The 25451-nt window shown below is 71.6% G+C and carries 20 protein-coding genes and 1 pseudogene; 20 read left to right on the top strand and 1 reads right to left on the bottom strand.

Translation table 11 applies throughout. The features are described 5' to 3' along the window. The first annotated feature begins 66 nt into the window (after positions 1-66). From atpE to QE359_RS14425, 20 genes and pseudogenes are all read left to right on the top strand, one after another. Positions 67-303: an ATP synthase F0 subunit C gene (gene atpE / locus QE359_RS14515; RefSeq protein ID WP_070416292.1), complete on the top strand. Its 237-nt coding sequence runs from the start codon at positions 67-69 to the stop codon at positions 301-303. 9 nt (positions 304-312) lie between these two features. After that, positions 313-876: a F0F1 ATP synthase subunit B gene (locus tag QE359_RS14510; protein WP_070416291.1), complete on the top strand. Its 564-nt coding sequence runs from the start codon at positions 313-315 to the stop codon at positions 874-876. 2 nt (positions 877-878) lie between these two features. Beyond that, positions 879-1673 carry a F0F1 ATP synthase subunit delta gene (locus tag QE359_RS14505; protein WP_070416290.1) on the top strand — a complete coding sequence of 265 codons (795 nt, stop codon included), beginning with the start codon at positions 879-881 and terminating at the stop codon, positions 1671-1673. Between the two features lie 107 nt (positions 1674-1780). Next, on the top strand, positions 1781-3409 hold the full coding sequence (gene atpA, locus QE359_RS14500; protein ID WP_070416289.1) for a F0F1 ATP synthase subunit alpha: 1629 nt from the start codon (positions 1781-1783) through the stop codon (positions 3407-3409). Then, the gene (locus tag QE359_RS14495; protein WP_071296243.1) at positions 3410-4312 is read left to right on the top strand and encodes a F0F1 ATP synthase subunit gamma; all 903 of its coding nucleotides are present in this window, start codon (positions 3410-3412) and stop codon (positions 4310-4312) included. A gap of 47 nt (positions 4313-4359) precedes the next feature. Then, the gene (gene atpD / locus QE359_RS14490) at positions 4360-5814 is read left to right on the top strand and encodes a F0F1 ATP synthase subunit beta (RefSeq protein WP_022905457.1); all 1455 of its coding nucleotides are present in this window, start codon (positions 4360-4362) and stop codon (positions 5812-5814) included. 1 nt (position 5815) lies between these two features. Continuing rightward, on the top strand, positions 5816-6079 hold the full coding sequence (locus tag QE359_RS14485) for a F0F1 ATP synthase subunit epsilon (protein WP_022905458.1): 264 nt from the start codon (positions 5816-5818) through the stop codon (positions 6077-6079). Further along, on the top strand, positions 6076-6849 hold the full coding sequence (locus tag QE359_RS14480) for a peroxide stress protein YaaA (protein WP_309780440.1): 774 nt from the start codon (positions 6076-6078) through the stop codon (positions 6847-6849). Before QE359_RS14485 ends, QE359_RS14480 begins: the two co-directional genes overlap by 4 nt. A 109-nt stretch (positions 6850-6958) precedes the next feature. Continuing rightward, entirely contained in the window at positions 6959-7516 is a 558-nt protein-coding gene (locus QE359_RS14475; protein WP_309779703.1) for a hypothetical protein, read from the top strand. A 54-nt stretch (positions 7517-7570) separates the two neighbouring features. Further along, a complete protein-coding gene (locus QE359_RS14470) occupies positions 7571-8479 on the top strand; it encodes a hypothetical protein (RefSeq protein ID WP_309779702.1) in 909 nt (302 codons plus the stop codon). A 3-nt stretch (positions 8480-8482) separates the two neighbouring features. After that, entirely contained in the window at positions 8483-9304 is an 822-nt protein-coding gene (locus QE359_RS14465) for a PP2C family serine/threonine-protein phosphatase (RefSeq protein WP_070416284.1), read from the top strand. Positions 9305-9433: 129 nt separating this feature from the next. Continuing rightward, a complete protein-coding gene (locus QE359_RS14460) occupies positions 9434-10846 on the top strand; it encodes a serine/threonine-protein kinase (RefSeq protein WP_309779701.1) in 1413 nt (470 codons plus the stop codon). Further along, entirely contained in the window at positions 10843-13950 is a 3108-nt protein-coding gene (locus tag QE359_RS14455) for an Ig-like domain-containing protein (protein WP_309779700.1), read from the top strand. Before QE359_RS14460 ends, QE359_RS14455 begins: the two co-directional genes overlap by 4 nt. Then, positions 13947-16697, top strand: coding sequence for a fibronectin type III domain-containing protein (locus QE359_RS14450; protein ID WP_309779699.1), 2751 nt, complete (start codon positions 13947-13949; stop codon positions 16695-16697). The genes QE359_RS14455 and QE359_RS14450 overlap by 4 nt, the downstream gene beginning before the upstream one ends. A 98-nt stretch (positions 16698-16795) precedes the next feature. Further along, a complete protein-coding gene (locus tag QE359_RS14445; RefSeq protein ID WP_070416281.1) occupies positions 16796-17767 on the top strand; it encodes a MoxR family ATPase in 972 nt (323 codons plus the stop codon). Next, positions 17764-19179 carry a DUF58 domain-containing protein gene (locus QE359_RS14440; RefSeq protein WP_309779698.1) on the top strand — a complete coding sequence of 472 codons (1416 nt, stop codon included), beginning with the start codon at positions 17764-17766 and terminating at the stop codon, positions 19177-19179. Before QE359_RS14445 ends, QE359_RS14440 begins: the two co-directional genes overlap by 4 nt. After that, positions 19176-21674, top strand: a complete 2499-nt coding sequence (locus QE359_RS14435) for a transglutaminaseTgpA domain-containing protein (protein ID WP_309779697.1) — start codon at positions 19176-19178, stop codon at positions 21672-21674. Before QE359_RS14440 ends, QE359_RS14435 begins: the two co-directional genes overlap by 4 nt. Next, a pseudogene (locus tag QE359_RS19140) lies at positions 21671-21739 on the top strand (zinc-ribbon domain-containing protein); the annotation flags it as partial. The gene QE359_RS14435 and the pseudogene QE359_RS19140, both read left to right, overlap by 4 nt. A 3-nt stretch (positions 21740-21742) precedes the next feature. Further along, the gene (locus QE359_RS14430) at positions 21743-23554 is read left to right on the top strand and encodes an FHA domain-containing protein (protein WP_309779695.1); all 1812 of its coding nucleotides are present in this window, start codon (positions 21743-21745) and stop codon (positions 23552-23554) included. A 98-nt stretch (positions 23555-23652) separates the two neighbouring features. Next, positions 23653-24426, top strand: coding sequence for a hypothetical protein (locus QE359_RS14425; protein ID WP_309779694.1), 774 nt, complete (start codon positions 23653-23655; stop codon positions 24424-24426). A gap of 32 nt (positions 24427-24458) precedes the next feature. Here the strand turns inward: QE359_RS14425 and QE359_RS14420 are convergent, their stop codons facing one another. Next, positions 24459-25451: an asparaginase gene (locus QE359_RS14420; RefSeq protein ID WP_309779693.1), complete on the bottom strand. Its 993-nt coding sequence runs from the start codon at positions 25449-25451 to the stop codon at positions 24459-24461.

Below are 25451 nucleotides of genomic sequence, written 5' to 3'. Positions count from 1 at the left end.
CAACGACCTGAACTGACCCCCAATACGGCACGGCATCCGCCGGGCCGCATCCTGAAAGGAAAACACGTGGACGCAACGACCGTTCTCGCGGAAATCTCCGGCAACATCGCGACGGTGGGCTACGGCCTCGCGGCGATCGGCCCGGCCATCGGCGTGGGCATCGTCGTCGGCAAGACGATCGAGTCCGTCGCTCGCCAGCCGGAGCTCCAGGGCCGCCTGACGACCCTCATGTACATCGGTATCGCCTTCACCGAGGCCCTCGCCTTCATCGGTATCGCGACGTACTTCATCTTCACCAACTAAGGCCTCTCGATGCAGAACGCACTCATCATCGCGGCCGAGGAGACGCACAATCCCCTCGTACCGCCGCTGTACGACATCGTGTGGTCCGCGGTGGCGTTCGTCGTCATCCTGCTGGTCTTCTGGCGGGTCATCATCCCGCGGATCACGAAGATGCTCGACGAGCGCACCGAGGCCATCGAGGGTGGCATCAAGAAGGCGGAGGCTGCTCAGGAGCAGGCCGCTGCCGCGCTCGACGAGTACAACAAGCAGCTCGCCGAGGCCCGTGCCGAGGCATCGCGCATCCGTGAGCAGGCCCGTTCCGACGCGAACGCGATCGGCAACGAGCTCCGCGAGCAGGCGCAGGCCGATGCAGCACGCATCACCGCCAACGCGCAGGCCCAGATCGAGGCCGAGCGTCAGAGCGCGCTCCAGTCGCTCCGGACCGAGGTGGGCACCCTCGCCCTCGACCTCGCCTCCGGCGTGATCGGGGAGTCGCTCAAGGACGACGCCAAGTCGACCGCGGTCGTGGACCGGTTCCTCGCTGACCTCGAAGCCTCGCAGGGTTCGTCGGCATCGTCGGCCGGGGAGCGCTGAGCATGCGCAGCGCCACCAGGGAAGCACTGGCGTCGACGAGGGCGGTGCTCGCCGACCTCGGCGGTGCGGCCGACCTCGCCGCCGGTGCCGAGATCCTCGCCGCAGGGCGTGCGATCGCCGGTGCGCCGCAGCTGCTCGGTCTGCTGTCCGACCCGACGGCCGACCCGGCCGGCAAGAAGGTGGTCCTCGACCGCGTCTTCGCCGGCCAGTCGGCCGCGACGCGTGCGGTCCTGACCGCGGTGGCCGGCTCGCGCTGGTCCTCGCACCAGGACCTGCTCGTCGGCATCGAGGACGCGGGCATCCGCGCCGTCGCCGCCACGGCAGCGTCCGGCACGCCGATCGAAGCCGAACTGTTCTCCTTCGAGACCGCCGTCCGTTCGGACGCCGACCTCGAGCTGGCGCTGGGCACCAAGCTCGGCAGCCCGTCGGAGAAGAGCGCCCTCGTCGAGCGGCTGCTCGGCGGCAAGGCATCGGAGCAGACCATCGTGATCCTGTCGCACCTGGTGCAGCAGCCGCGTGGTCGTCGCATCGGTGAACTCGTCCGCGACGCCTCGCGCATCGTGGCCGAGCAGGCCGGCAAGCTCGTCGCGACGGTCATCACCGCGACGCCGCTCACGGACGGCCAGGCGGCTCGCGTCGCCCGTGCCCTCGCGGAGCAGCACGGCAAGGGCATCAGCATCAACCACGTGGTCGACCCCTCGGTCGTCGGCGGGGTCCGGGTGCAGATCGGTGGCGACGTCATCGACGGCACCGTGTCCACGCGGCTCTCGGAGCTCCGGCTCCAGCTCGCCGGCTAGGCGTACCGTCGAAGCCGCTCCTCCCAAGTCCACAACGGGAACTGCCGAGTCAGGCAGCGTCACCCTCTCGGAGCCGAATGGCCCCGGAAACCAACAAGGAAAATCCCATGGCAGACATCACCATCAGCCCCGATGAGATCCGTGATGCCCTGAAGGACTTCGTCTCGAACTACGAGCCGACGAAGGCCTCCACGGCCGAGGTCGGGCACGTCATCGACGCCGGCGACGGCATCGCGCACGTCGAGGGCCTCCCCGGCGTCATGGCGAACGAGCTCATCCGCTTCGAGGACGGCACGCTCGGCCTCGCGCAGAACCTCGACGAGGACGAGATCGGCGCCATCGTGCTCGGCGAGTTCGCCGGTGTCGAAGAGGGCCAGGAAGTCACCCGCACGGGCGAGGTCCTCTCGGCTCCCGTCGGCGACGGCTTCCTCGGTCGCGTCGTCGACCCGCTCGGCGCCCCGATCGACGGTCTCGGCGAGATCCCGGCCGAGGGCCGTCGTGCCCTCGAGCTGCAGGCGCCCGGCGTCATGTCCCGCAAGTCGGTGCACGAGCCGCTCCAGACCGGCATCAAGGCCATCGACGCGATGATCCCCGTCGGCCGCGGTCAGCGTCAGCTGATCATCGGCGACCGCCAGACCGGCAAGACGGCCATCGCGATCGACACGATCATCAACCAGAAGGCCAACTGGGAGTCGGGCGACGAGGACAAGCAGGTCCGCTGCATCTACGTCGCCATCGGTCAGAAGGGCTCCACGATCGCCTCCGTCAAGGGTGCGCTCGAGGACGCCGGCGCGATGGAGTACACCACCATCGTCGCCGCCCCGGCCTCCGACCCGGCCGGCTTCAAGTACCTCGCCCCGTACACCGGCTCGGCCATCGGCCAGCACTGGATGTACCAGGGCAAGCACGTCCTGATCATCTTCGACGACCTGTCGAAGCAGGCCGAGGCCTACCGTGCGGTGTCGCTCCTCCTGCGTCGTCCGCCGGGCCGCGAGGCCTACCCGGGTGACGTCTTCTACCTGCACTCCCGCCTGCTGGAGCGTTGCGCGAAGCTGTCCGACGAGCTCGGCGCCGGTTCGATGACGGGTCTCCCGATCATCGAGACGAAGGCGAACGACGTCTCGGCGTACATCCCGACCAACGTCATCTCCATCACCGACGGCCAGATCTTCCTGCAGTCGGACCTGTTCAACGCGAACCAGCGTCCGGCCGTCGACGTGGGCATCTCGGTGTCCCGCGTCGGTGGTGACGCGCAGGTCAAGTCGATCAAGAAGGTCTCCGGCACGCTCAAGCTCGAGCTCGCGCAGTACCGCTCGCTCGAGGCCTTCGCGATGTTCGCGTCCGACCTCGACCAGGCGTCGCGTCGCCAGCTGGAGCGCGGTGCCCGTCTGACCGAGCTCCTCAAGCAGCCGCAGTACTCGCCGTACCCGGTCGAGGAGCAGGTCGTCTCGATCTGGGCCGGCACGAACGGCAAGCTCGACGAGGTCCCCGTGGCCGACGTCCTGCGCTTCGAGTCGGAGCTGCTCGACCACCTGCGTCGCAACTCGGACGTCCTGACGACGCTCCGTGAGACGAACCAGCTCAGCGACGACACCGTCGCCGAGATGACCAAGCAGATCGACGAGTTCTCCAAGAGCTTCCAGACGAGCGACGGCAAGACGCTCGGGTCCGAGCAGTTCGAGGCCGCCTCGGCCGACGACGTCGACCAGGAGCAGATCGTCAAGGGTCGTCGCTAGATGGCAGCGCAGGTCCGGGTCTACCGACAGCGAATCAAGTCCGCGAAGACCACGAAGAAGGTCACTCGCGCGATGGAGTTGATCTCGGCGTCGCGGATCCAGAAGGCGCAGGCCCGCATGGCCGCGTCGGGTCCGTACTCGCGGGCCGTGACGCGTGCGGTGTCGGCCGTGGCGACGTTCTCGAACGTCGACCACGTGCTGACCACCGAGCCGGAGTCGTCGACGCGTGCAGCCGTCGTGCTGTTCACGTCGGACCGCGGCCTGAACGGTGCGTTCAGCACGAACGTCCTCAAGCAGGGCGAGGAGCTCGCCTCCCTGCTCCGCAGCGAGGGCAAGGACGTCGTGTTCTACCTGGTCGGGCGCAAGTCCGTCGGGTACTTCGCGTTCCGTGAGCGCGCGTCGGAGCAGCAGTGGGTCGGCAACACCGACCAGCCGGAGTTCTCGACCGCGAAGTCGATCGGTGACGCCGTCGTGGCGAAGTTCCTGCAGGACACGGCCGAGGGTGGCGTGGACGAGATCCACATCGTCTTCAACCGCTTCCTGAGCCTCGCCACGCAGGAGCCGCAGGTCGTCCGGCTGCTCCCGCTCGAGGTCGTCGAGGGGGTCGAGGCGCCGTCGAACGACGAGCCGCTCCCGCTCTACGAGTTCGAGCCGGACGCCGACGCGGTGCTCGACGCGCTGCTCCCGGTCTACATCGAGAGCCGCATCTTCAACGCCATGCTGCAGTCGGCTGCTTCCGAGCACGCCGCCCGGCAGAAGGCGATGAAGGCGGCGAGCGACAACGCCGACTCGCTCATCCGCGACTTCACGCGTCTCGCGAACAACGCCCGACAGGCCGAGATCACCCAGCAGATCTCCGAGATCGTCGGCGGCGCCGACGCCCTCTCGTCGAAGAAGAAGTAGTCCGCGTCGTTCGCGGACAGTTACCCACCCTCAGGAAGGCACCAGCCATGACCGACACCGCAACCACCGCGGTCGAGACGTCGTCGGCGCCCGGTGTCGGCCGGATCGCCCGTGTCACGGGCCCCGTCGTCGACATCGAGTTCCCGCACGACGCCATCCCCGAGATGTACAACCTCCTGTTCACGACCATCACCATCGGTGACTCGTCGCAGGAGATCGGCCTCGAGGTCGCGCAGCACCTCGGCGACGACCTCGTCCGCGCCATCTCCCTGAAGCCGACCGACGGTCTGGTCCGTGGCCAGGAGGTCCGTGACTCGGGCGCTCCGATCTCGGTCCCCGTCGGCGACGTCACCAAGGGCAAGGTCTTCGACGTGCTGGGCAACGTGCTCAACACGGACGAGAAGCTCGAGATCACCGAGCGCTGGCCGATCCACCGCAAGGCCCCGGCCTTCGACCAGCTCGAGTCGAAGACCTCCATGTTCGAGACCGGCATCAAGTCGATCGACCTCCTCACCCCGTACGTGCAGGGTGGCAAGATCGGCCTCTTCGGTGGTGCGGGCGTCGGCAAGACGGTCCTCATCCAGGAGATGATCCAGCGCGTCGCGCAGGACCACGGTGGTGTGTCGGTGTTCGCCGGTGTCGGCGAGCGCACCCGTGAGGGCAACGACCTCATCGGCGAGATGGAAGAGGCGGGCGTCTTCGACAAGACCGCCCTCGTGTTCGGCCAGATGGACGAGCCGCCGGGAACGCGTCTCCGCGTGGCCCTGTCGGCGCTGACGATGGCGGAGTACTTCCGCGATGTCCAGAAGCAGGACGTGCTCCTCTTCATCGACAACATCTTCCGCTTCACCCAGGCCGGTTCCGAGGTCTCCACGCTGCTCGGCCGCATGCCGTCCGCGGTGGGCTACCAGCCCAACCTCGCCGACGAGATGGGTGTGCTCCAGGAGCGCATCACCTCGACGCGTGGTCACTCGATCACCTCGCTGCAGGCGATCTACGTGCCGGCTGACGACTACACCGACCCGGCGCCGGCGACCACGTTCGCGCACCTCGACGCCACGACCGAGCTGTCGCGTGAGATCGCTTCGCAGGGTCTCTACCCGGCGATCGACCCGCTGACGTCGACCTCGCGGATCATGGACCCCCGTTACCTGGGTGCGGACCACTACGAGACGGCCACGCGCGTCAAGCAGATCCTCCAGAAGAACAAGGAACTGCAGGAGATCATCGCCATCCTCGGTGTCGACGAGCTCTCCGAAGAGGACAAGATCACGGTCGAGCGCGCTCGTCGTATCCAGCAGTTCCTCTCGCAGAACACGTACATGGCGAAGAAGTTCACGGGCGTCGAGGGTTCGACCGTCCCGCTGAAGGACACCATCGAGTCCTTCCGCGCCATCGCCGACGGCGAGTTCGACCACGTGGCCGTGCAGGCCTTCTTCAACGTCGGTGGCATCAACGACGTCGAAGAGAAGTGGGCGCAGATCCAGAAGGAGAACCGCTGACATGGCGGCACTCACCGTGAGCGTCGTCTCGGCCGACCGTGAGGTCTGGTCGGGCGACGCCACCATGGTCGTCGCTCGCACGACGGAGGGCCAGATCGGTATCCTCGCGGGACACGAGCCGCTGCTCGCGACCCTCGCGCAGGGACAGGTCCGCATCACCCGAGCCGACGGCTCGACGGTGGCGGCGGACGCCGAGGACGGCTTCCTGTCGGTCGAGCACGACACGGTCACGATCGTGGCGCGGCAGGCCGCGCTGGCGTCCTGACCGGACTGACCGTCCTCCTCCCGCCTTCGGAGACGAAGCGGGAGGGCGGGGACACGGACCGCACGCTCGACCTGCGTGCGCTGTCGTTCCCGGAACTGGCTGCTGAACGGGCCGCGGTGATCACCGCGGCCCGTTCCGTCAGTTCCGAGGAGTCCTCGGCCCGGACGGCCCTGAAGCTCGGCCCGAAGTCGATCGGGGAGCGGTTCCGCAACCTCGAGCTCGACACGTCGGGCACGATGCCGGCGATCGACCGGTACACGGGTGTGCTCTACGACCCGCTCGGCTCCCTCGACGCGGACGCTGCGACGCGTGCGTGGTGGTTCGAGCACGTGGTCGTGCAGTCCGCGATGTTCGGCCCCGTCCGCGGTGGCGATCGCATCCCGGCCTACCGGCTCTCTCACGACTCGCGGCTCGGGTCCGTCCGGCTCGCGTCGCACTGGCCGGAGCCGTCCGCGCGGGTGCTCGCGGCGCACACGGCGGACGGGCTCGTGCTCGACCTGCGTTCCGAGGGGTACCGGCAACTCGGGCCCGTCGCCGGCGCGGTCGTCCCGCGCGTCGTGAGCGTCGACGGTTCCGGTCGGCGCAAGGCGTTGAACCACTGGAACAAGACCGCGAAGGGCCGCCTGGTCGCGCTCCTCGCCCGGACGGGCGCGGCGGTCAAGACGACGGCCGAGCTGCTCGACTGGGCCCGCGCGCACGGCGTCGTCCTCGAGGAGCACGACGGCTCGTGGGACCTCGTCGCGGAGAGCCTCGAGCCCGCAACGGTCTGATCCCGGTCCTGCCCCGCTCGTCCTCCACAGGACGGGTGAGGCGGGTCGCGTTCCACAGGTGCCCACGACGGCGGGTCCAGGAGGCGCGGCGTGCGTTTCGATGACGTGCATGATCCCGGTCACGACACGAAGCCACCCCGACGCCGCAGTGCGCTACCCGCGCGAGATCGCGGCCGCCGTCACCCTCCCCGCCGCCTGCGCTGCCCTCGTCGCGCCCGGCGACGCACCATCGTCGCGTGGTGCGTCGATCGCCGTCGTCACGGCGTGCGGGGCACTGTCGACCCGGCTCGCGGTGATCCGGTTCCTCGCCGCGCCCGGGCCGATCGAACCCCGCGCGGTGACCGCCTTCGACCCTTTCTCCGATCCGACACCGCCGGCGTTGTGCGGGTTCGGTCCCGAGCCGGACCGGGCGCGACTCCGCACCGCGGGTGACCGGTGCGCCGATGCCTGGCGGCACTGGCGTGCGGAGGACCCGTCGGCCGACTCGGCTGCCGGCGCCGCGGGGGCGTTGGCCGTCGCAGCGTGGTGCTCCTGGGCGCTCGGGTCCGCCGCGCGGGCGCAGACGCGGGCGCAGCACGCCCTCGACACCCGGGCGGACGATCCGTTGGCGGGCCTGGTGCTGCGCTCGGTCCGGGCGGGGAGCGGTCCCGCGTGGGACCGAGGATGACGGTCGGCGGACAGGATCGTCTACGGTTGTCTCGACCACGCTTGGAGGGCTCGGGTGCGCGACGACGACATCGACGACACGGTCGTCCGTCGACCCCGCGCCGCCGCGTCCCACGAACCGGTGCACGCGTCGGTGGACGACCTGTTGGGCGACACCGTGATCCGTCCGGTCCCGCCTGTCCCCGGTGCATCCCGAGTCCCGGGCGCTCCGGCCACCGACTCGGCCGACGACACGGTGATCCGTCCGGTGCCGCCGTTGCCGCCCGCGCCGGTGGTGCACGGCGTCTCGGAAGCGCAGGACATCGACGACACGGTGATCCGTCCGGTGCCGCCCGTGCCGGGTGCGCGGGTCGCTCCGGCGACCGGTTCCCTCGACGACACGGTGCTGCGGCCCGGTCGCGCGCCGCGCCCGGAGGGCAGCTCGATCGACGACACCGTGGTCGGGGCCCGGACGCACCTCACCACCCAGGGCGGGACGCCCGTCGGGGGCGAGCCGCGCCTCCCGTCCGACGTCCCCGCACCGACGACCAGGGTGCCGTCCGTGCGGATCGGCGACCGCGTCATCCGACTCGACCACCCCGTCATCGTCGGCCGGCGGCCCGCGCTGCCGCGGATCCTGCGCGGTCCGGCTCCCGAACTGGTGTCCGTCCCGTCGTCGAGCGGCCAGGTGTCGTCGTCGCACGTGATGCTGCACGCCGAGGGCGAAGCCGCCGTGGTCGACGACCTCCGGTCCACCAACGGGACCGTCGTGCGGCCCGCCGGGTCGGCACCGTTCCGGATGCCGGCGGGTGCGTCGAACGTCGTGCTGACGGGTACGGTTGTCGAGATCGGTGACGGCAACGTGATCGAGGTCCTCTCGCCACACCTGCGGGTCGCACCGTCGTCGAGGGACCTCCCACCCCTTCCCACGTGGCCGACCGACCCACCCGCCGGCACGCCCCGAACCCCCAGAGAGCGATCCTGAAACGTGACCGAACTCGGCCGAGCAGCGACTGCGCACGCCATCGACGTCCCCGGTGCCGACGGCGCCACCCTGACGCTCTCGTGGGGAGCCGCGACCGACGTCGGTCGGCGCCGTGACCACAACGAGGACAGCTACATCGTCGGGGCGCCGTTCTTCGTCGTCGCCGACGGGATGGGCGGCCACCTCGCGGGCGACCGTGCGAGCGATGCCGTGGTCCGCCGCCTCGAGCAGGCGACGGAGAGCGCGTTCACGACGCGGCAGTCCATCCAGCGGGCGCTGCTGCTCGCCACCGCCGACATCGAGCGCGCAGCGGGCGGCAACGCGATCGGCGCCGGGACGACCGTCACCGGCATCGCGCTCGTCGCCGCGCAGGGACAGCCGGCTGCGCTCGTCTTCAACGTCGGCGACTCCCGGACCTACCGGATCGAGGGCGGCGTCCTCCGACGCGTCACCGTCGACCACTCGGTCGTGCAGGAGATGGTCGACGCCGGCCTCCTCCGCGCCGAGGATGCCGAGCGGCACCCGGACAGCAACGTGATCACACGGGCCGTGGGCTTCGGCGAACCGCCGGAGCCGGACTGGTGGACCCTGCCGCTCCGTGCGGGGGACCGGTACATCGTGTGCTCGGACGGGCTCACGAAAGAACTCGGCGACGCCGGGATCGCCCGGATCGCCGCACGCGTGCCGGCGGCGCAGGACCTCGCCGAGCGTCTGGTGGGCGACGCGGTCGTCGCGGGCGGTCGGGACAACGTGACGGTCGTCGTCCTCCAGGTGGACGACGCCCCGGACGACGGCGACGTGGAGGACACGCTGCCGCGGCACTGAGTGCCCCCCGAACTGGGGGACGGGTGACCTCGGGCTGCGCGCAGTGTGCGGAATGTCGGTCACCCACGGTTCGTACAATGGCATGGCCGTGACGAGAGAGCTGGCCGCTCGGCCGGGGAGGAGGGGACGATGGCGCGACGCCTGCCGTCCACCCCGCCCGTCATCGCGGGCTTCAGCCCCGTGCACGTCCTCGGTTCCGGTGGCTTCGCGGACGTCTTCCTCTACGAGCAGGACATGCCGCGCCGGCAGGTCGCCGTGAAGGTCCTGCTCGACGAGGTCGTGGACGACCGCGTCCGGCAGATGTTCCAGGCCGAGGCGAACCTCATGGCGCGACTCAGCACGCACCCGTCGATCCTCACGGTGTTCCAGGCGAGCGTGGCCTCCGACGGCCGGCCGTACCTGGTGATGGAGCTCTGCTCGTCATCCCTCAGCGAGCGGTACCGCCGTGAGCCGATCCCCGTGTCCGAGGTCCTCGCGATCGGCATCCGCATCGGATCCGCGCTCGAGACCGCGCACCGCGAAGGCGTGCTGCACCGCGACATCAAGCCGTCGAACATCCTGCTCACGGCGTACGGCAACCCGGTGCTGTCCGACTTCGGCATCGCGGCGACCATCGGCGAGGCCGACCCCGACGAGCCGATCGGCATGTCGATCCCGTGGTCCGCGCCCGAGGTGCTCATCGACGAGTCCCGCGGCACGATCCAGTCCGAGGTCTACTCGCTGGCGGCGACGGTCTTCTCCCTGCTCGCGGGCCGGAGCCCCTTCGAGGTCCGCGGCGGCAAGAACGGCGCGGCCGACCTCATGGGGCGCATCGACAAGGGCGGTGTGAAGCCCACCGGGCGGACCGACGTCCCGCCGTCGTTCGAGCGACTGCTCGCATCCGCGATGTCGCGCAAGGTCGCCGGACGGCCGTCCACCGTCATGGAACTCGTCCGTGGGTTCCAGCAGGTCGAGGCCGAGCTCGGCATCCCGCAGACCTCGGCGGACGTCGCGGTCGAGGCGTGGGCCGTCGCGACGCCGACACCGAGCGGTGACCGGACGATGATCCGCGAGCTCCAGCCGCCGACGCGCGTGGGTGCACGTCGGCGCACGCGCAAGGCGCTGCAGGGCGGATCGGCGGGGGCCGCGGCGCAGAGCGTCGGCACCGTCCACCGCACCGGCTCCGTCACGCGCGCCCGCCGCCGCACGCGGTCGACGTTGGTCTGGGCGACCTCGATCGCGGTCGTGGTGGTGGCGGCACTCGCCGTCGCCACCGTGCTCGTCATCGGTCGCCTCGGCTCCGGCGCGATCCCTGTGGTCGCCGACGTGCGTGCCGAGCCGTCACCGTCGTCCGTGACCTTCACCTGGGCCGACCCGGGCCTGCGCACGGGGGACACCTACGTCATCTCGTCGAACGGTGCGGCGAGCCAGCAGACCGGCACCAGCTTCGTCGTCTCGGGTCAGAAGGGCGACGAGGAGTGCATCGCCGTCGCGGTCAACCGTGACGGCAAGACCGGGGTCGCGAGCGCCCAGAAGTGCGCCACGATCGGGAGCGCCGGGTGATCCGGGCGTTCCTCGCCAAGCACCGGTCCGCAGCGGTGACGGTCGGCGCCTCGGTCGTCGTCGGCGCGGTCGTCGCCACCGCGGCCATCGCGTCGACCGGGTACCACACGCAGCGGGTCGACCTCGGTGACGGCACCGTGTGGGTGCCGTCCGCCGAGTACGGTGCGGTCGGCCGGGCGAACACCGGCGTCCTGCAGCTCAACACCGCCGTCGAGACCGCGAGCGACGACCTGTCCGTCCTGCAGCGCGGCTCCACGGTCTACAGCGTCGACGAGACGAAGGGCACCGTCGCGAAGGTCGACGTGGCCGACGCCACGGTGGCCGACCCGGTCACGCTGCCGGCCGGCACGCCGCAGGTCTTCTTCGCGGGGTCCACGGCGGTCATCGGCAACGGGGACACCGGCGAGCTCTGGGCGACCCCGGCGAAGGACCTCGGCGAGTTCGACGCGTCGACGAAGGCCGACCTGACGCTCGGCGCCGACGCCGTCTTCGACGCCTCGGACGACCACGTCGCCGTCTACTCGCCGAAGACCGGCACCGCCGCACTCGTCGACGTCGGCACCACGCCGACGGTCGCGAAGCGGTGGACGGTGAAGATGGACCGCGCCGACGACTTCCAGGTCGCGTCCTTCGGCGACCACCTCGCCGTGCTCGACCGCAGCTCGGGCCGGATGTCGGTGGACGGTCGCGCGGTCGACCTCGGTGACCGCGTCGGCAGTGCGCCCGCACTGCAGCACTCGACGGACAGTTCGTCCGAGGTCGTCGTCGCCGGCACCGCCGGGCTCGTCCGTGTCTCGGCATCCGGCGACGTCAGCAGCACTGCGATGCAGGTCTCCGGTCGTGCGGCACGACCGATGGTCGTCGGGTCCTGCACGTACGCGGCGTGGGCCGGCGGGCAGGCGATCGACACCTGCAAGGGGTCCGGCCTGCAGCGACTCGCGAGCACCGCGGGCACCGGTGACCTGCAGATCCTGCACAACGGCGAGACGGTCGTCGCGAACGACCCGCAGAGCGGGCGCTCCTGGGCGATCGACCGGAGCGGACAGCTCATCGACAACTGGGCTGACCTCATCAAGAAGGACGAGGACCAGCAGCAGGAGCAGGTGTCCGACGACGACCCCGAGGTCGAGAAGGACCAGAAGCCGCCGGTGGCGGTCGACGACGACCTGGGCGCTCGTCCGGGACGCACCACGAGCCTCCCGGTCCTGCTGAACGACTACGACCCGAACGGCGACCCGATCGTCGTGAGCGAGGTCGGGAAGATCGACGACGCCGTCGGCGACGTCGCGATCGTCGGCGACGGCCAGCGCCTGCAGATCACGCTGTCCGGCCGCGCCACCGGGACCGTCTCCTTCCCGTACACGATCACGGACGGCAACGGCGGGTCGGACACCGCCACCGTCCGGGTGACCGTCCGCCCCGACTCCGAGAACGACCCGCCCCGACAGGTCCGCGACACCTCGGCCGACGTCGTGCAGAACGGGCACGTCGTCTCGAACGTGCTCGGCGACTGGGTCGACCCCGACGGCGACCCGGTGTACCTCAAGTCGGCGACCGCGGCCGACGGCGACCGCGTGTCGACGACACCCGACGGGCTGCTCGACTACCGGAACGCGAGCGCGCGGACCGGCGACCGTGCCGTGCAGCTCGTCGTGAGCGACGGGCGTGCGGACGGTCGGGGCTCGGTCACGGTCCACGTGGCGAAGCAGGGCAGCGTGCCGCTCTACGCCGACCCCTTCCCCGTGCAGGGGTACGCGGGCAAGGCGTTCACGGTGGACCCGCTCGACCACGTCCGCGGCGGGAACGGCACCGTCACGCTCACGAGCGTGTCGTCGTCGACCGGCCTCACCGTCACCCCGAGCTACGACTCCGGCACGTTCCGCGTGCAGGGCGCCGGCGCGGGGGACCACCAGCTCGAGTACACCGTGACCGACGGCACGAAGACGACGAGCGGCATCGTGCGGGTCACGATCCTCGCTCCGCCGGACGCCTCGACCGCGCCGATCACGACGCCGAAGACCGTGTTCGTCAACACCCTGTCGACGAAGGACACCGACGTCACCGCCACCGACATCGACCCGGCCGGCGGCGTGCTGCTCGTGACCGCGCTCGACGGTCCGGGCCGTGATTCCGGGGTCGAGGCGAGCATCCTCGACCAGCACACCGTCCGGGTCACGCTCACCGCGCCGCTCGACGGTCCGGTCTCCTTCGGCTACACCGAGACGAACGGACTCGCCTCGGCGACCGGCACGATCACGGTCGTCGAGATCCCCAAGCCGGACCGGATCCAGCCGCCCGTGGCGCAGCCGGACACCGCGACCGTGCGGGTCGGCGACGTGGCGAACATCGACGTGCTCGACAACGACACCCAGCCCGAGGGGGAGCCGCTCACGCTGCAGCCCGACCTCGTGCAGAACGTCCCCGGCGACGGTGGCCTGCTGTTCGTCTCGGGCGACCACCTGCGGTACCTCGCCCCGAAGACCCCGGGCAACTACACCGCCGTGTACCGGGTCGCCGGGCCCGACGGCCAGTACGCCGACGCGACCGTCTCGATCTCGGTGCGCGAGCAGGACGCCGCGACGAACAACCCGCCTGTCCCGCAGACGGTGACCGCGCGGGTCGTCGCCGGGCAGTCCGTCCGGGTGTCCATCCCGTTGAACGGGATCGACCCCGACGGTGACTCGGTGCAACTCGTCGGTGTCGCCTCGAACCCCGACAAGGGCTCCGTCGCCGACGTGTCGTCCGACTCGCTGACGTACGAGGCCGGCGACTACTCCGCCGGCACCGACGAGTTCACGTACACGGTCGTCGACGCGCTCGGCGCCCGTGCGACCGGGACCGTACGCGTCGGCATCGCGCCCCGTGCCGAACAGGCGTCGAACCCCGTCGCCGAAGCCGACCACGTGACCATCCGGCCCGGCGGCTCGGTGACCGTCCGCGTCCTGCAGAACGACTCCGACCCCGAGGGGGCGGCCAGCTCACCGTCACGAAGGCCGAGCCCACCGCCGAGTCGGTCTCCGCCACGATCCTGCAGAAGCAGCAGATCCGGGTCACACCGCCGAAGACCGCGAAGAACGGCGACTACGCGGTGCTGTACACGGTGACGAACGAGAACGGCGGGGCGAGCACGGCCTTCCTCACCGTCACGGTCGACCCCGACGCCCAGCCGCTGCGGCCCGAGGTCGACGACACCACGCTCGACCTGCAGGACATCCTGCACCGGCAGAGCGTCACGGTCGACGTCCTCGAGAACGTCTTCTTCGCCGAGGGGACCACGGCCGACCTGAAGGTCGGTGTCGTCGACGGCTACGGCGACAACGCCCGCACCACCGACGACGGGCGCATCGTCGTCCGGCTCTCCGACGACTCGCAGGTGATCCCGTTCTCGGTCGCCCGCGTCGACCACCCGGACATCGTCTCCTACGGGTTCATCCACGTGCCCGGCTTCGACGACGCCCTGCCGCAGGTCAACCGGACCGCCGGTGCGATCACGGTGAAGAGCGAGGCGACGGTCCGGATCCCGCTGTCGAAGTACGTCGTCACGGCGAACGGGCAGACCGCCAAGATCACCGACCGGGGCACGGTGAAGGCGACGCACGCGAACGGGCAGAGCCTCGTCGTCGACTCCTCGACGTTGCAGTTCACCTCGTCGAAGCTCTACTACGGCAACGCCTCCATCTCGTTCGAGGTCACCGACGGCTCGAACGCCAACGGCGGCAAGGGGCGCGTCGCGACGCTCGTGCTGCCGGTCAAGGTCACGCCCCGGTCCAACCAGCCGCCGGCGTTCACCGGCTCCGCCGTCGACATGCAGCCGGGGGAGTCGCGCGTGATCGACCTCAGCAAGCTGACCGACTACCCGTACCCGCAGGACCTCCCCGAGCTCAAGTACTCCGTCGTCAGCAAGCCGAGCGACGGCACCACCGCCACGATCAGCGGGCAGAACCTGACGATCAAGGTCGCCGACACCGCGAAGAAGAACACGACCGCCTCGATCGGCATCGGGGTCGCCGACGACGCCAACGCCGGCCGGTCCGGGGTCGTGAGCGTCGACGTCGTCGCCTCGACGCGGCCGCTCGTGCAGCCCGGGGCGGACAAGTCGGTCACGAAGCGTGGCCAGACGACCACGATCGACGTCCTCGCCAACGACCAGCCGACGAACCCGTTCCCCGGCCAGCGGTTGCGCGTCGTGAACATCCGCGGTCTCGGCGGCGGGCTCCCCGGCGGCGTGACCGTCACGCCGAGCGCCGACAAGTCGCGGCTGCAGGTCAGGGTCTCCGACAGTGCGAAGCCCGTCGACACGCACCTGCAGTACCAGGTCGCCGACGCCACCGACGATCCGGACCGGTACGTGTGGGGCGACGTGACGATCTCGGTGCAGGACGTTCCGGACGCGCCCGGTGCTCCCACCCGCACCGGCTCGTACGAAGGCGGGCAGGCGACCCTGACGTGGTCGACGCCGCAGGCGAACAACTCGCCCATCACCGGGTACCGCCTGCAGGGCACGAACGGGGTGTCGAAGGACTGCGGTACGGCGACGGTCTGCACGATCAAGGGGCTCGACCCGAAGGGCTCGTACCAGTTCTCCGTCGTGGCCACGAACGCCGTCGGTGACTCGGCTGCCTCCGCGAACTCCGCGCCGATCAGCGCTGACTTCGTCCCCGCGCCGCCCACCGGCATCAGCGTCACCCCGAGCAAGAGCACGCCGAACCAGCTCGACGTGACCTGGAACGCGGTCGCGGCGCCGAACAACGGCAGCGCCGTGGACAACTACGTCGTCTCGATCGAGGGGCCGGACCTGTCGACGACCCGCAGCACGGGCACGGCCACGAACACCTCCTTCACGGGGGCGCAGAGCGGGGCGCAGTACACCGTGACGGTGTCCGCCCGGAACGGCGCCGACCGCAACGGGACCGTGGTGCAGTGGAACTCGGCTTCGGCGACCGGCTCCGCCGTGGGCGTGCCGGGCAAACCGACCAACGTCTCCGCCGTGGCGGGGAAGAACCCGGACCGGGACGGCAAGTCGTCGGTCACCGTCACGTGGAGCGGCGCCGACCTCGCCGGCGGGACGAGCGGCTCCTACAACGCGTTCCGGGGCGCGCAGAGCGACTGCACCGCCCGAGGCTCGCTCGGTCAGACGAGTCCCGCCAGTGACTCCGGCGTCGGCGGCGGCACGGCGACCTACTCGGTGACCGTCTGGAACGGCTACTTCTGCAACGCGCAGACGACGACCACCCAGACGTACGAACGTCCTTCGGGTACCTCGACCCCTGCGGTCTTCCTCACGTCGAACAGCTCCTCGACCCCGGACGTGGTCGTCGCCGCTCCGACGACCCCGGTCGACCATTACCAGCTGGAGGTGGGCGGCGCTCCCATCACGCTGCAGCCCGGGCAACGGTGGAGCGGGGTGCCCGGTGACGGCGCCCGGAACGTCGCGGTCGCGATGACACTGCGCGCGTGCGGGAGCCCCGGCTCGAACTTCTGCACGACGGACGACGGCTCCTCGTACACCGCGAACATCGCCGCGCTCGACGCGACGTCCTCGGTGACGAGCGCACAGCTGACCAAGCCGATCACGGTGAGCGGGCCGACGTCCTCAGCGGTGTCCGTGCGCTACACCGCCTACTGGTACTCGACGGACGACGGCAGCGGCTTCCCGCAGACGGACTCGTGGGACGCGGGTGCTGCCGCTCCACAGCCGCCGGACGATCTGCTCTTCACCGCGAAGTCGGTCCGAGTCCGCGCAGAGGTGACCTTCAACGACAACGGGACGCTGACGACGAACGGCGACTACTCACCGTTGGCGGCCGTCGCTCCGGCGCCCGCTGACTCCGGAAACGCGGCGGGCAACTGAGCAACTCACGGCACACGCCCTACGCTGCCCAGTAACGCTCGCCCGATCACTTCCCCCGACGGCAACTGACCATCCCCGAGAACGAGGAACGACACCGCATGAGCATGACCCCGGAGCAGGCCACCTGGTTCGCCGACGTCGCAGGCCGCATCGTGACCAACGTCGAGCAGGTGCTCCTCGGGAAGACGTTCGTGATCCGCCTCGCGGTCACGGCGATGCTCAGCGAGGGGCACCTCCTGCTCGAGGACGTCCCCGGCACGGGCAAGACGAGCCTGGCGCGGGCGATGGCCCAGAGCGTGCAGGGCTCGACGAACCGCATCCAGTTCACGCCGGACCTGCTGCCGGGCGACATCACGGGCATCAGCGTCTACGACCAGAAGACCCAGGAGTTCGACTTCCACCGGGGCCCGATCTTCTCGAACATCGTGCTGGCTGACGAGATCAATCGTGCGAGCCCGAAGACCCAGTCGGCCCTGCTCGAGGCGATGGAGGAGTCCGCCGTCACGGTCGACGGCGTGAACCACCGACTCGCGGCGCCGTTCATGGTGATCGCGACCCAGAACCCCGTCGAGCAGGCCGGCACGTACCGCCTGCCGGAGGCCCAGCTCGACCGCTTCCTCATGAAGGCGTCGATCGGGTACCCGGACCACGCCGCGACGGTGAAGATCCTCGAGACGTCCTCGGCGCCGTCGAGTTCGGTGCCGCTCGCGAGTGTCGTGCCCGCGGCGACGATCACCGAGATGGCGACGCTCGCGCGCTCGGTCCACGTCGATCCGGTCATCGCCGACTACGTGGCCCGACTGGTCGACGCGACCCGCTCGGCGAGCGAGGTCCGGCTCGGCGTCAGCGTCCGCGGTGCGATGGGCCTGATGCGCGCGTCCCGCGTCTTCGCGGCGTTGGCCGGTCGCCACTACGTCACGCCGGACGACGTGAAGGCACTCGCGGTGCCGATCCTCGCGCACCGCCTGGTCCTCGACGCCGAGGCCGAGTTCGACGGTGTCAGCGCCACGAGCGTCATCGCACAGCTGCTGGTCGAGACCCCGCCGCCGGCGGACCGGGCCGGGTCGTGACCGACCGCCGGCCCGTCTCGACGCGCTCGCGCCGTCCGTCCTCGACGCGGTCGCGTCGCGGCTCGACGGCCTACGAGCGCACCGGGACGGTCGCCGGCCTGACGAACGTCCGGACGCGCCTGGTGGGCGACCGGGACGGCGTGGCAGCGGACGCGGTCGTCGGTCTCGCCAGGGCCTGGTCGACGGCCTGGAGGCTCGTCAAGCGTGGGTGGGCAGAGGTCTCGTCCGTGGTCACCGGCCTCGGGTGGACGGTCGCGGCGCTCACGCTGGTCGCGTTCATGCTCGGCTACCGGTTCGGCCTGCGCGAGGTCGTCGTCGTGGGCTTCGCGGGGGCGCTCCTCGTGGTCGTCGCTGCGGTCGCGCTCATCGGTCGTTCGCGGCTCGTGATCCGGATGCGCCTGCCGCAGCACCGGGTGGCGGTGGGCGATGCCGCCGGCGTGGTGGTCACGGCGGAGAACCCGGTGCGGTTCCCCTCGGTCCCGACGACGGTCGAGGTGCCGGTCGGGTCCGGGCTGGTGGACGTGGCGATCCCGTCGATCGGCCCGCGCGGCACGTTCGAGCGCGAGGTCCCGGTGCCGACGGTCCGGCGCGGCGTGCTCGACGTCGGTCCGGTGACCGGTGTGCGAGCGGACCCGGTCGGTCTGGTCCGGCGCGAGATCGTCTGGACGGCCCGGGAGCAGGTCATCGTGCACCCGCGGACGATCGCGATCCCGTCGACGAGCACCGGCCTGGTGCGGGACCTCGAAGGGCAGGCGACGACCGACCTGTCGCCGTCCGACATCGCCTTCCACGCCATCCGGGAGTACATGCCCGGTGACGATCCCCGCACGATCCACTGGAAGTCCACGGCGAAGTCCGGTGCGCTGATGGTGCGGCAGTTCGAGGACACCCGGCGGTCGCACCTCGTTGTGGCCCTCGGCCTCTCGCGTGCCGAGTTCGCCGACGACGAGGAGTTCGAGCTCGCGGTGAGCGCGGCAGCGTCGCTCGGCGCACGCGCGATCCGCGACGGCCGCGAGGTCACCGTGGTGGTGTCGGAGCGGACGCCGGAGTTCGCCAAGCGCCCCGTGTACGCCGTGCACCCGCTGCCCACCGTGACGCCCACCCGCCTGCTCGACGACTTCGCGTCCGTCGGACTCGCCGACGCCTGCCTGCCGATCGCCGAGGTCGCGCGCATCGTCGGCACCGACACCGCGGGCATCTCCGTGGCGTTCCTGGTGGTCGGCTCGACGGTCGAGCTGCCGGCGCTGCGACTGGCCGCGACGCGGTTCCCGGTCGGCGTCGAGGTCGTCGCAGTGATCTGCGAGCCCGAGGCCCAGCCCCGGTTCCTGCGGGTGGCGGGCCTGACGGTGATGACGATCGGCTACCTCGACGACCTCCGCCACGCACTGCACCGATCGGCGTCGGCCGCATGAGCGTCGCAGCAGGCCCGGACACCAGGGCACGGAAGACGGTCCGGCGCGATGCCCGCCGTGTCGCCCGCCGCCTCTCGCCCTTCCGGCTGGTGGGTGGCACGCTCGCGGTGTGGCTGGTCCTCGCCGTCGCGAGCGTCGCTTGGTGGCCGGTCTACCGCGACGACGCGATGATCGTCGCCGCCGTCACCGCGGTGGTGTTCGGCACGCTCGTCGCGCTCCTGGGCACGGTGTTCCGACTACCGACCGCGGTCGTCGCCGTCGCCACGGTCGCGGCGTTCGCCCTCACAGGCGTGCCGGCCGCGGTGCCGGGCGAGGCGAACGGGATCCTGCCGACCGGCCAGGGACTCGTCGACCTGTTCGCCGGCGTCGCCCTCGGCTGGAAGCAGCTGGTGACCATCAGCCTGCCGGTCGGCTCCTACGAGTCGTTGCTCGTGCCGTACTTCGCGACGTTGCTCGTCTCCACGGTGACCGGCGTGAGCGTGGCGACCCGCGCCTCCAGGCAGGAACTCGCCAGCATCCCGGCGCTGGTGGTCTTCGCGGCCGGTGTGGTCGTCGGACCCGGTCGTCTCGACACGTCGATCGTGACGGCCGTCGCGCTCACCGGGATCGCGCTGGTGTGGGCGCTGACGGTGCGGCACGCGCGGCGTGCCGTGGCCGTCGCGACGACCATCGGGTCCCGCGTACCGGTGGCGCGTTCGGTGATCCGTCCGGCGCTCGTGGGGACGGGGACCATCGTCGCCGCAGCGGTCGTCGCGACCGGACTGGGGCTCCTCGCTCCGCCGTCCGTCGGCCGGACCGTCGCCCGGACCGACGTGGTGAAGCCGTTCGACCCGCGGGACTACGTCAGTCCGCTCAGCGGCTTCCGCGCCTACGAGGAGGACACCGCGTCGAACACGCCGCAGCTCACGGTCACGGGGCTGCCGGAGAACGGGTTCGTCCGGATCGCCACGCTCGACACCTACGACGGGGTCGTCTACCGCGTCGGCGGGTCGGACGGATCGACGGCGTCCGGGACCTTCGAGCGCGTCCCGACCTCGGTCGACGTCCGGGGCGTCGAGGGGACGACCGTGCGCGTCGGCGTCCGGGTCGACGGGTACAGCGGGGTGTGGCTGCCGACGGTGGGCGACCTCGAACGGGTCGAGTTCACCGGGTCCGGGGCCGAGAAGGAGCGCGGCGCGTTCTTCTACAACGGCTCCACCGCGACCGGAGCGGTCGTCGGTGGCGTCGGCGACGGCACCCGGTACGACCTGACCGCCGTCGTGCCGGACCAACCGACGGACGAGCAGCTCGCGTCCGCACGCCCGGGGAGCGCCTCGGTGCCGACGCCGCGGTCGGTCCCCGACGCGGTGCGGGACACTGTGGACACCTATGCCGGCGATGCCGACACCGACGGCGCCAAGCTCGTGGCGATGGTGCAGGCGCTCAAGCGCAACGGGTACGTCAGCCACGGCGTCGGCGACGACCGAGCGAGTCGTTCCGGGCACGGTGCCGATCGCATCCAGGAGCTCCTGACGTCGCCGCTGATGATCGGCGACCAGGAGCAGTACGCCGCCGCGGCGGCGCTGATGGCGGACCAGCTCGGCTTCCCGGCGCGCGTGGTCATGGGGTTCACCGCCGGCGGCGACGCGGGCGGTGGAGCGGGCCGGAGCGCGACCTCGGGCGGGACGACGACGTTCCGCGGGTCAGACGTCACCGCGCGTGTCGAGGTCGACACGGCGCAGTGGGGGTGGGTCATGATCGACCCGAACCCCGCCGTCCGTGAGATCCCGGACGAGCAGCAGCAGACGCCGCAGCCGGTCACGCGCCCGGAGACGGTCGTGCCGCCGCCCCCGGCCGAGCAGCAGGACCAGTCGCAGCAGGCGCCGCCGCAGAGCGACCGCAACACGCCGCCGGTGCAGCCGCTCTGGTTGCAGATCCTGCTCGCCGTGCTGCCGTGGGCCCTCGGGGTGCTGGGGCTCGCCGCGCTCGTGCTGCTGCCGTTCGGCGTCATCGTGTTGCTCAAGCGGATCCGTCGTCGTCGCCGTCGCCGTGCCCCGACGCCACGTGCCCGGATCGTCGGGGCGTGGGACGAGTACCGCGACGCCCTGGTCGACCGGGGTCACGACGTCGCTCGGGCAGCGACCCGCCGCGAGGCCGTCGTGGGAGCTCCGGGGGAGGGCGGCACCGGACTCGCGGCGTTGGCCGACCGGTCCGTCTTCGGGCCGAGCGAGGCCGACGGCACCGCTGCCGACCGGATGTGGTCGGCGACGGACGACGCGATCACGAGCCTGCGGGCCGGTCGGACCCGCAAGGAACGGATCCGCGCGGCGGTGTCCCTGCGCTCGCTCCGTGTCGTGGACGCCACCCGGTCTGCGCGGGCATCGGTCGCCTCCGCGGTGACCGCCCGGGGCCGACGCTCCACAGGTGGCCAGGGAGCCGCTGGGGGGCGCGACTACGATGGCGTGCAGGCCGGCGAGCGTCGTGGACGGCCGAGTGAGGACAGGCGGAACACGTGATCAGATGCGAACACTGCGGATCGACGCTCCCGGACGGAGCCATCTTCTGCGGTGAGTGCGGACGCGCCGTGACCGCTGCGGCGAGTCGGCGCCCGGTCGCGACGCCCCCCGTCGAGCAGGCACCGCCGCCGCCGCTCCAGCAGCCGGACCTGCACGGACGCCGCCAGGACCCCGCGGCCGAGGCCTGGCTGCCCGAATCGACCCTCGACCCCGCGACCCGTGCCTGGCTGACGGGTGCGGACCGTGGTGGCCAGCAGCAGCCCGCGGCCGTGCCGGTCGAGCGTCCCGAGGACTTCACGCCCCGGACGGCACCGAGCCACGTGCACGGGAGCGGTTCCGGGCTGACCGACTGGTCCGGGCAGCAGCCGCGTGGGGTCGGCTCGTCGGAGCCTGCTCGTCCGTCGGAGCCGTCGGAGCCGTCGGAGCCGTCGGAGCCGCCGGAGCCCTCGCAGCCCGGCGAGCCGATCGCTCCGCGTGCGCTGGAGGTGCCGTTCACCCCGCAGCCGCCCGAGCCGCCGCTCGACCCGGACGCGTACCCGTCCGACGCCGACGCGGCGGACCCGAACGCCGTCGCGGTTTCCGCCTCGCCAGAGGGGGAGGACCCCGAGGTCACCCGCATCGCCGAGCGCCCAGCCGCCCAGCGCTGGGCGCCACCAGCAGAGCAGGCCGCTGCGCCGGCGCCGTCCGGGCCCTCGTGGTGGGTCGGACGATCCACGGCTGCGAACGACTCCGCTGCGGACGCCGCGGACGTGACCCCCGACACCGCCGGTGCTCCGGACGCGGTCGTCTCCCCGCCGCAGCCCGGTGACACCGCGGTCGTCGAGCCCTTGGTCGACCGACGCCCGCCGCGCCCGGCGCCGCTGGTCACTCCGGGCTCGCAGGCGACGACGTGCCACGTGTGCGGGCACCGTCTCGAGCCCGACGACATCTTCTGTGCCGAGTGCGGCGCCGTGCGGCCCGCCGTGACCGCGGCGTTCACCGGACCCATCGTGCCGCTCCCGATGGACCGACCAGACTGGGCGGCGGACGACGCCGCCGAGACTCCCGACGACGCGGTTGACGCTCCGGACGACGCGGCGGACGCTCCGGACGACGAGGTCACCGACGACGAGGTCGACGAGGTGTCGGACGACGCTGCTCCGGACGTCGTGCGTTACGGCGATGCGCTGCCGGAGCCTGCGGTCGCCGACGACGGCGCCGAGGGCTCCGCCGGTGTCCTCCCCTCGTGGGTGAACGGTGGCGGCGACGGTGCACCCGCCGGCGACACCCCGCCCCGACCGCGCGGTCTGCACGCGGCCCCGGAGCCCGAGTCACCAGCCGTCGGCACACCCTTCGTCCCGCCCGCTCCCGGTTCCGCGACCGTCCCGTCCTCCGCACCCTCAGCGCAGGGCAGCGGCGCGATCGGAGTACCGATGGCCGCGCCGCTGCCGCCGCTGCCCGGGGTGGACGGCGCCGCGCGCCCGGCTCCGGCGACGACCGACGCTCCAACGAGCGCCGACGGCGACCTCGAGGACGACGTCGACGAGACCCGCATCGTCTCCGCGACCCCGACCCACGCGCCCTTCGTGCTGCACTTCAGCACCGGGGAGCGCTTCGGCGTGCACGGCACCGGCCTCGTCGGACGACTCCCGCGCCCCCAGCCCGGGGAACGGTTCGACGACCTGCTGACCGTCCACGACCCGGGCAAGTCCGTGTCGAAGACCCACCTCGAGCTCGGGCGCGACGGCGACGACCTCTGGGTGTCCGACCGGTTCTCGGGCAACGGCACCGTCGTCCGGCACATCGACGGGTCGATCCGTCGCTGCGAGCCGGGCCGCCGGTACCGGGTCGAGCGCGGCGCGCGGGTGGACATCGGGGAGCAGTTCTTCCTCGTGCAGTGACGGCGGGGGAGTCCTCCACAGCGGTGTGATCGTCAGCGCTCTCCACAGTTCGGTGGCTGAGCGTCGGTGGCACCGGGGTCGTGTGGTGCTCTGGAGGCATGACCCCCTTCACCGCCCGCTGCACCCTGGTGGGCGCAGCGGTGGTGCTGCTCGTGGTGGGCCTCGTCGTGCCGGTCGAGTGGCCGTCGCGCGCGGTGCTCCTCGCAGCGGCGGGGTGTTGCGCGGTGCTCGACGTCCTCGTGGTCCGCGCGACCAGGGTCCGTCGCTCCCGCGGCGCCGAGTGCGTGGCGGACGTGGTGGTCCTGGTCCCGACACCGTCCGGACAGCCGGGCCTCGTGGACGGGGCCGTCGGGACGGGGACGCACCGGCGGCCCATCGTCCTCGGCACGGCGTCGAACGGCCGCGAGCTCGCCGTCGACGACCGGTCGCGGCCCCACATCGTCGTGATCGGGTCCGGCGTGCTCGCGCTGGCGGTGTTCCGGGCCGTCGCGGCGCAGGTCCGCGCCGCGGCCGGTCCGGACGACGAGGTCCGAGCCGCGTGCGGTGCCGAAGCGCGCGCGGTGGTGGCTGCGGGGGCCGATCACTGCCCGGCGATGCCCTCCGGCACGGCCGCCGTCGTGGTCGACCGCCCAGCCCGCGCAGGGAGCCCGAACGGCCCAGCCCACGCAGCGAACCCCGAGCGCCCGGACCGGGCGTGCCCGCCGACCCGCACGACCGTGGTGCTCGTACCCGGCCTCAGCGTCCTGCCCCGGCACTGGGACGTCGCCGTCGAGGTCACTCGCCACGGATGCACCGTCCGACACCCGCACGAACGGCGCGGTACCCCCGTGGCACCGGCACTGCCGCAGCTGCAGCAGGACGAACCCGGATGACCCTGGCACGGGGTCTTCCCACGACCCCGACCTCAGCGCAGCCCGGACCCAGCCCGCAGCGTCCCCACCGGCACCCCGCCACCGAGCACCTGCTCGCCCGTGGCCGCCATGACGTCCGCGACCCCCGCCGCGTCCACGATGCCGTTGCGCTCGAGCAGCGTGAGGGCCGCGAGCGTCCCGGACCGCTGCGCGCCGTCGAGGGTCTTGACCGCGACCGCTGCACCACCGGGCAGCCCCATCACCATGACGCCCTCGGCACCGAGCTTCGCCAGCACCCGGAGTCGCTCGATCGTCACCGTGTTCGCCCGTCCGATGCCGTCGATGGCCCACGGGTGGTCGAGCACGGCATCGGTGAGCGCTGCCGTGTCGGACTCGGCGCGCGCGACGACACCGGCGAAGCCCCGGGCGAGTCCGGCCAGCGTCAGGGGGAACACCGGGGCCCCGCACCCGTCGGTCCCGACGACGTCGACGGTCTCGTGGGTGAACTCCTCGACGGTCTCGCGGACGCGCTGCTGCAGCGGGTGCGCCATCTCGAGGTAGGTCTCCTCGTCCCAGCCGTTCACCCGGCACGCCGCGAGCATGCCCGCGTGCTTGCCGGAGCAGTTCATCGCGAGGCGCCTCGGCTCGGTCATCGTGCGGGCGGTGGCGCGGTCGAACGGCATGTCCGGCGGGCAGCCGAGGTCCGACTCGACGTGGTCGTACGACTCGAGCATGTGCAGCGCGATGGCCTGGTGCGCGGGGGTGCCGGCGTGGCTCGCGGTGGTGAGGACGAGCTCCTCGTCGGAGAACACGGCTCCGGCACGGCGGACCGCGAGTGCCTGGAAGGGCTTCATCGTGGAGCGGGGGTAGACGCTGGCATGCACGTCACCGACGGCGTCGATCACGGTGCCGTCCGCGGCGACGACGACCCCGGCACCGACGTGTCGGCTCTCGTCGAACCCGTTGCGGTCGAGGACCGCCAGTTCGACCGACCCCTCGGCGGTGAGAGGATGGCGGTCAGTGTGGACGTCGGAGAGCACCGTCAT

The sequence above is a fragment of the Curtobacterium sp. SORGH_AS_0776 genome (assembly GCF_031453355.1).
Lineage (GTDB): Bacteria > Actinomycetota > Actinomycetes > Actinomycetales > Microbacteriaceae > Curtobacterium.
This window is presented reverse-complemented; position numbering and strand designations above follow the sequence as displayed.

Coding starts and splice junctions, on each gene's coding strand:
- QE359_RS14485 (WP_022905458.1), top strand. CDS start 5,816: ATGGCGGCACTCACCGTGAGCGTCGTCTCGGCCGACCGTGAGGTCTGG.
- QE359_RS14475 (WP_309779703.1), top strand. CDS start 6,959: ATGATCCCGGTCACGACACGAAGCCACCCCGACGCCGCAGTGCGCTAC.
- QE359_RS14420 (WP_309779693.1), bottom strand. CDS start 25,451: ATGACGGTGCTCTCCGACGTCCACACTGACCGCCATCCTCTCACCGCC.
- QE359_RS14505 (WP_070416290.1), top strand. CDS start 879: ATGCGCAGCGCCACCAGGGAAGCACTGGCGTCGACGAGGGCGGTGCTC.
- QE359_RS14510 (WP_070416291.1), top strand. CDS start 313: ATGCAGAACGCACTCATCATCGCGGCCGAGGAGACGCACAATCCCCTC.
- QE359_RS14445 (WP_070416281.1), top strand. CDS start 16,796: ATGAGCATGACCCCGGAGCAGGCCACCTGGTTCGCCGACGTCGCAGGC.
- QE359_RS14435 (WP_309779697.1), top strand. CDS start 19,176: ATGAGCGTCGCAGCAGGCCCGGACACCAGGGCACGGAAGACGGTCCGG.
- atpA (WP_070416289.1), top strand. CDS start 1,781: ATGGCAGACATCACCATCAGCCCCGATGAGATCCGTGATGCCCTGAAG.
- QE359_RS14425 (WP_309779694.1), top strand. CDS start 23,653: ATGACCCCCTTCACCGCCCGCTGCACCCTGGTGGGCGCAGCGGTGGTG.
- QE359_RS14460 (WP_309779701.1), top strand. CDS start 9,434: ATGGCGCGACGCCTGCCGTCCACCCCGCCCGTCATCGCGGGCTTCAGC.
- atpD (WP_022905457.1), top strand. CDS start 4,360: ATGACCGACACCGCAACCACCGCGGTCGAGACGTCGTCGGCGCCCGGT.
- QE359_RS14495 (WP_071296243.1), top strand. CDS start 3,410: ATGGCAGCGCAGGTCCGGGTCTACCGACAGCGAATCAAGTCCGCGAAG.